This window comes from Streptomyces sp. NPDC002790 (assembly GCF_040295505.1).
Taxonomy (GTDB): domain Bacteria; phylum Actinomycetota; class Actinomycetes; order Streptomycetales; family Streptomycetaceae; genus Streptomyces.
Genome location: NZ_JBEOVM010000083.1, coordinates 22532 through 28531 on the forward strand (window position 1 = coordinate 22532; position 6000 = coordinate 28531).

A 6000-nucleotide genomic window follows, 5' to 3' on the forward strand; every position below is an offset into this window, starting at 1 on the left:
GGGGCCAGGTCATCCGGCACCCACCCCATGGCACGATGGCAGCCAACCTGCTGCCGCGACCGCGGACGGGCACTTTGAAGGAGCGACGATGAACGACACTCCGGGCTGGGCATCGCCCGGATCTGCCCCCTCCGACGGCCCGGACGGCAACCGCAAGGACGGCCCCGACCAGAACGGCGACGCGCCGGGCAGCGGTCCGCAGGACGCCGCCCCGCAGGACGCCGCAGGCCAGGACCCGAAGTGGTCCAAGGAGCAGCCGCCGCCCGCCCAGTGGTCCGCCCCCTCCGGCCCCTCCCAAACCCCTCCCTCGCCCCCGCCGGCTCCCGGCCAGGGTCAGGGCCAGGGCTGGGGCGGCCAGGGCTGGGGCGGCCAAGGCGGTGGCGGCAGCTACGGCCAGGGGCCGGGCGGCCCCGTAGGCGGCGGCTACCCCGGCTGGGGCGGCGGCTGGCAGAGCAAGCCCTCTGCGGCCAAGCCCGGAGTCGTCCCGCTGCGCCCGCTCGGCGTCGGCGAGATCCTCGACGGCGCGGTGTCGACGATGCGCACCTACTGGCGCACCGTCCTCGGCATCTCGCTGACGGTCGCCGTGGTCACCCAGCTCCTGGCGGTCCTCCTCCAGGGCTTCGCTCTCAACGACGCGGCGACCACCACGGCCCTCGACAACCCCGACGCCACCCCGCGCGAGATTCTCAGCGCCCTGGGCACGCTCCTGGTGGGCTCCGCGGTCGTCGCGGTCGTCACGCTGCTCGGCACGATCGTCGCGACGGCCCTGCTGACCACGGTCACCAGCCGCGCCGTGCTCGGCCGGCCCGTCACCATAGGAGAGGCCTGGCGTGACGCCCGGCCGCAGATCCTCAGGCTGCTCGGCCTGACGCTGCTGCTCCCGCTGATCGCCGCCGCAATCATGCTCGTGAGCATCGCGCCCGGCATCCTCGTCGGCGCACTCGGCTCGACCGGGGGCGGTGTCGCCCTCGGGGTCGTCGGTGGTCTCGCCGGCCTCGCCGTGACGATCTGGCTGATGGTCCGCCTGTCCCTGGCTTCTCCCGCACTGATGCTGGAGAAGCAGACCGTCCGCAAGGCCATGGGCCGGTCCACCAAGCTCGTCCGCGGCTCCTGGTGGCGGGTCTTCGGAATCACGATCCTGGCGTCCCTGATCGCCGGGGTCGTCTCGGAGATCATCCTCGTCCCGTTCACCGCCATCGCCGGGACGGTCAGCGGCGACGGCTTCGCCGGCCTCCTCGACAGCGGCGGGAACTTCGGCTGGGCCTTCCTCATCATCACCGGCATCGGCTCGATCGTCGGCTCCACCATCACCTTCCCGATCACGGCCGGCGTCAGCGTGCTCCTCTACATCGACCAGCGGATCCGCCGCGAGGCCCTCGACCTGGAACTCGCCCGCGCCGCAGGCCTGCACGACTACGGGTCCGCCCCCGGCGCCACTCCGGGGAGTTGATGGGGTGAGCGCACTTGGGGGAGTGCTCCACACGACGATCTCGTCGGTCCTCACCGGCGGCGACGAGCCGCCGGTGAGGATCCCGCGCGCTCCCGCGCGGGAAGCGGCGAAACACGAGCTGTCCAAGCCCGCGTACCACCAGGACGACCCGAACTGGTTCATGCGCGCACTGAACAAGTTCTGGGACTGGATCGACGAGCTGTTCTCCGCCGCGTCCGGCGTCGCCCCCGGCGGCACCGTCGGCCTGCTCGTGATCCTGCTGGCCGTCGTCGCCGTGGCGGCCGCCCTGTGGTGGCGCCTCGGCACGCCGCGCCGCTCCCCCACCTCCGCGCCCCCGCTCTTCGACGACCGCCCGCGCAGCGCCGCCGAACACCGCGCCACCGCCGCGGCACACGCCGCCCAGGGCCACTGGAACCAGGCCGTCCAGGAACGGATGCGCGCCCTCGTACGCTCCCTGGAAGAGCGCGCCCTCCTCGACCCCCGCCCCGGCCGCACCGCCGACGAGGCAGCCGCCGAAGCCGCCCGCCCGCTGCCCCAGCACGCGGACCGCCTCCGCGCGGCAGCCCGCGACTTCGACGACATCGCGTACGGCGGCCGCACCGCAACCCCGGAAACATACGAGCGCCTGTCCACCCTGGACACCGACGCGGAACACACCACCCCCACCCTCACCGCGGGAGCCCCCCGGTGACCAACCCAACCGACCCGCTCAATCCCCTGGGTCACTCGAGCTCGACCGACCCCCGAGCCACGGGCGAGCAACCCAAGCCCCTGGGCACGGGTGAGCACATCAAGCCCCTGCGGCGATTGAGCAGCGGGGACCGGGGCAGAGCCCCGAGGCCTGAGGACGTCCCACCACTGCCCCCGGCCCCCGGCACCACCTCCATCACCCCCACCACCCGCCAAATCTGGACCCGCACCCGCGGCATCACCCTGGCCCTGGTCCTCCTCCTGGCCGCGGCCACACTCCTCGCGGTGGCCCGCTCCGGCGAACAACATGGCACCCTCGACCCCCGCTCCGCCGACCACCGCGGCAGCCGCGCCGTCGCCGAACTCCTCGCCGACCGGGGCGTCCACACACGCGTGGTCACCACAACCGCCGAGGCCCGCGCGGCGACAGGACCCGACACAACGCTCCTGGTCGCCACGCCCGACCGGCTCACGGCCCACCAACAGTCCCGGCTCCAGGCCGCCACCGCCGACTCCGACGGCCGCACACTCCTCGTCGCCCCCGGCGCCGCCGCGGTCGAGACGCTGGCCCCCGGCGTCGCCGCCGATCCCGAGCCCGCCGCCGACAAGGCCCTCGGCCCCGGCTGCGCACTGCCCGAGGCCCGCCGCGCCGGCCCCGCGGACACCGGCGGCCACCGCTACAGCACGACGCTCACCGACGCCGACGCCTGCTACCCGAGCCACGGCTCCCCCACGCTCCTGCGCCTGCCGTCCCCCACCGGCGAAGGTGACACGATCGTCCTCGGCGCCCCCGACATCCTCCTCAACGACCACCTCGACGAACAGGGCAACGCCTCGCTCGCCCTTCAACTCCTCGGTTCGCGCCCTCATGTGGTCTGGTACCTCCCCTCCCTCTCCGACGATTCGGCGGCGGACGGCGCACAGAACGACCGCAGCTTCGTCGACCTGATCCCCAACGGCTGGCTCTGGGGCACACTTCAGCTCTTCATCGCGGCAGCACTGGCCGCGCTGTGGCGCGCACGCCGACTTGGCCCCCTGGTCCAGGAGCGCCTGCCCGTCGCGATCCGCGCCTCCGAAACCGTCGAAGGCCGTGCCCGCCTCTACCGCAAGGCGAACGCCCGCGATCGCGCCGCCACAGCTCTGCGTATCTCCACTCGCACGCGCCTGGCCCCCCTCATCGGCGTCCCCGTCTCCCAGGCCCACTCGCCCGAGATCTTCCTCCCGGCCCTGGCACGCCAACTCCCCACGCCCGCCCAGGACCCGCACACCCTCCTCTTCGGCCCGCCACCCGCGACCGACGCAGCACTCATCGCACTCGCCGACCACCTCGACGCCCTCGAAAGTGAGGTACGGAACCCATGATGGACCCGACCACTGACAACGCCGGGCCCACGACCGATCCCCGCAGCTCAAGGGCCTCTTTGGAAGCCCTGCGCACGGAGATCGCCAAGGCCGTGGTCGGCCAGGACTCCACCGTCACGGGCCTGGTCGTGGCCCTGCTCTGCCGGGGCCACGTCCTCCTCGAGGGAGTGCCCGGCGTGGCCAAGACCCTCCTCGTACGCGCCCTCGCCGCATCCCTCGAACTCGACACGAAGCGCGTGCAGTTCACCCCCGACCTGATGCCCAGCGACGTAACGGGCTCGCTGGTCTACGACACCAACACCGCCCGCTTCTCCTTCCAGCCGGGCCCGGTCTTCACCAACCTCGTCCTCGCGGACGAAATCAACCGCACGCCGCCCAAGACCCAGTCCTCCCTCCTCGAAGCGATGGAGGAGCGCCAGGTGACGGTGGACGGCACGCCGCGGCCGCTCCCTGACCCGTTCATGGTGGTCGCGACCCAGAACCCGGTCGAGTACGAGGGCACCTACCCCCTCCCCGAGGCCCAACTGGACCGCTTCCTCCTCAAGTTGAACGTCCCGCTGCCCACCCGCCAGGACGAGATCGACGTCCTGACCCGCCACGCCTCCGGCTTCAATCCCCGCGACCTGAAGGCGGCAGGCATCCGCCCGGTGGCCACGGCAGCCGACCTCGAAACGGCCCGCGCGGCGGTCGCCAAAACCACGATTTCCCCCGAAATCACCGCCTACGTAGTCGACATCTGCCGAGCGACCCGCGAATCCCCGTCACTCACCCTCGGCGTCTCCCCACGAGGCGCCACGGCCCTCCTCGCCACAGCCCGCGCCTGGGCCTGGCTGACCGGCCGCGACTACGTCACCCCCGACGACGTCAAGGCCCTCGCCCTCCCCACCCTCCGCCACCGCATCCAACTGCGCCCGGAGGCCGAAATGGAGGGCGTCACCCCGGATTCCGTCATCACTGCGATCCTGACCCACGTCCCCGTCCCCCGCTGACCCGACGCCCAACGGAGGACGACACGACAATGGCACTGACCGGCCGCACGGCCCTTCTCGCAGCCCTGGGCTCCCTCCCCATCGGCATCTGGGACCCCAGCTGGACCGGCATCCTGGCCGTCAACACCCCGTTGGCCCTGGCCTGCGCCTGCGACTTCGCCCTGGCCGCCCCCGTACGCCGCCTGCGCCTCACACGCTCCGGCGACACCTCCGTACGCCTCGGAGACCCGGCCGACGTCACCCTCACCATCACCAACCCCGCGCGCCGCCCCCTGCGCGCGGCACTCCGCGACGCCTGGCCCCCGAGCAGCTGGCAGGCCGGCATGGAGTACGAGTCGTCCCGCCACCGCGTGAACATCCCCGCGGGCGAAAGGCGCCGCGTCACGACGCACCTCCAGCCCACCCGCAGAGGCGACCGCACGGCCGACCGCGTCACCATCCGCTCCTACGGCCCCCTCGGCCTGTTCACCCGCCAGGGCACACACAGGGTCCCCTGGACGGTCCGCGTCCTGCCGCCCTTCCACAGCCGCAAGCACCTCCCCTCCAAGCTGGCCCGCCTACGCGAACTCGACGGCCGCACCAGCGTGTTGACCAGGGGCGAGGGCACAGAATTCGACAGCCTTCGCGAATACGTCCCCGGAGACGACACCCGCTCCATCGACTGGCGCGCAACAGCCCGCCACTCCTCGGTGGCCGTCCGCACCTGGCGCCCGGAACGCGACCGCCGCATCCTCCTGGTCCTCGACACCGGCCGCACCTCCGCGGGCCGCGTCGGCGACGCCCCGCGCCTCGACGCTTCTATGGACGCCGCACTCCTCCTGGGCGCCCTGGCCTCCCGAGCCGGCGACCGCGTGGACCTCCTGGCCTACGACCGCCGTACCCGCGCCCTGGTCCAGGGCCGAACCGCAGGGGACGTCCTCCCTGCCCTGGTCAACGCCATGGCTCCACTGGAACCAGAACTGATCGAAACGGACGCCCGAGGTCTCACGGCAACAGCACTGCACACAGCACACCGCCGATCCCTCATCGTCCTTCTTACGTCCCTGGACGCGGCCCCCATCGAAGAGGGCCTCCTCCCCGTGCTCTCGCGCCTCACGAAGCGTCACACGGTCGTCGTGGCCTCGGTGGCCGACCCGAAAATCGAAACGATGGCGTCGGCCCGGGGCACAACAGAAGCCATCTACGATGCCGCGTCAGCAGCCCAGGCAAAGGCCGAACGCCTCCGCACAGCCGAACAACTCACCCGCCACGGCGTCACCGTCGTGGACGCCACCCCATCCGAATTGGCCCCAGCCCTCGCGGACGCCTACCTGGCTCTGAAATCCGCCGGCCGCCTTTGACCGGATGGTCGGGCCATGGGCGGGCCCCTAAACGCAGGAAAGCCCGGACCGTATCCCGGTCCGGGCTTTCCTTTTAAAATTAGTTCGGCGGCGTCCTACTCTCCCACAGGGTCCCCCCTGCAGTACCATCGGCGCTGTGAGGCTTAGCTTCCGGGTTCGGAATGTAACC

At 72.1% G+C, this 6000-nt stretch carries 5 protein-coding genes and 1 rRNA gene; 5 read left to right on the forward strand and 1 reads right to left on the reverse strand.

Going from position 1 to position 6000, the window contains the following annotated elements; genetic code table 11:
* The first annotated feature begins 88 nt into the window (after positions 1-88).
* The 5 genes from ABT004_RS27390 (at position 89) to ABT004_RS27410 (ending at position 5831) form a co-directional block, all read left to right on the forward strand.
* The gene (locus tag ABT004_RS27390; protein ID WP_351341992.1) at positions 89-1450 is read left to right on the forward strand and encodes a DUF7847 domain-containing protein; all 1362 of its coding nucleotides are present in this window, start codon (positions 89-91) and stop codon (positions 1448-1450) included.
* 4 nt (positions 1451-1454) lie between these two features.
* Positions 1455-2141 (forward strand): DUF4129 domain-containing protein, encoded by a 687-nt coding sequence (locus ABT004_RS27395; protein ID WP_351341994.1) that lies wholly within the window; start codon positions 1455-1457, stop codon positions 2139-2141.
* A 167-nt stretch (positions 2142-2308) separates the two neighbouring features.
* Entirely contained in the window at positions 2309-3502 is a 1194-nt protein-coding gene (locus ABT004_RS27400) for a DUF4350 domain-containing protein (RefSeq protein ID WP_351342002.1), read from the forward strand.
* Entirely contained in the window at positions 3502-4491 is a 990-nt protein-coding gene (locus ABT004_RS27405; RefSeq protein ID WP_451193554.1) for an AAA family ATPase, read from the forward strand. Before ABT004_RS27400 ends, ABT004_RS27405 begins: the two co-directional genes overlap by 1 nt.
* Before the next feature lie 29 nt (positions 4492-4520).
* Positions 4521-5831: a DUF58 domain-containing protein gene (locus ABT004_RS27410; protein ID WP_351341998.1), complete on the forward strand. Its 1311-nt coding sequence runs from the start codon at positions 4521-4523 to the stop codon at positions 5829-5831.
* An 82-nt stretch (positions 5832-5913) separates the two neighbouring features.
* On the opposite strand, the gene rrf is transcribed toward ABT004_RS27410, so the two are convergent.
* A 5S ribosomal RNA gene (gene rrf / locus ABT004_RS27415) occupies positions 5914-6000 on the reverse strand; the annotation flags it as partial.

What these genes read in the sequence shown, in the direction of transcription:
- ABT004_RS27405 (WP_451193554.1), top strand. Translation starts at nt 3,502, where the DNA reads ATGGACCCGACCACTGACAACGCCGGGCCCACGACCGATCCCCGCAGC.
- ABT004_RS27390 (WP_351341992.1), top strand. Translation starts at nt 89, where the DNA reads ATGAACGACACTCCGGGCTGGGCATCGCCCGGATCTGCCCCCTCCGAC.
- ABT004_RS27410 (WP_351341998.1), top strand. Translation starts at nt 4,521, where the DNA reads ATGGCACTGACCGGCCGCACGGCCCTTCTCGCAGCCCTGGGCTCCCTC.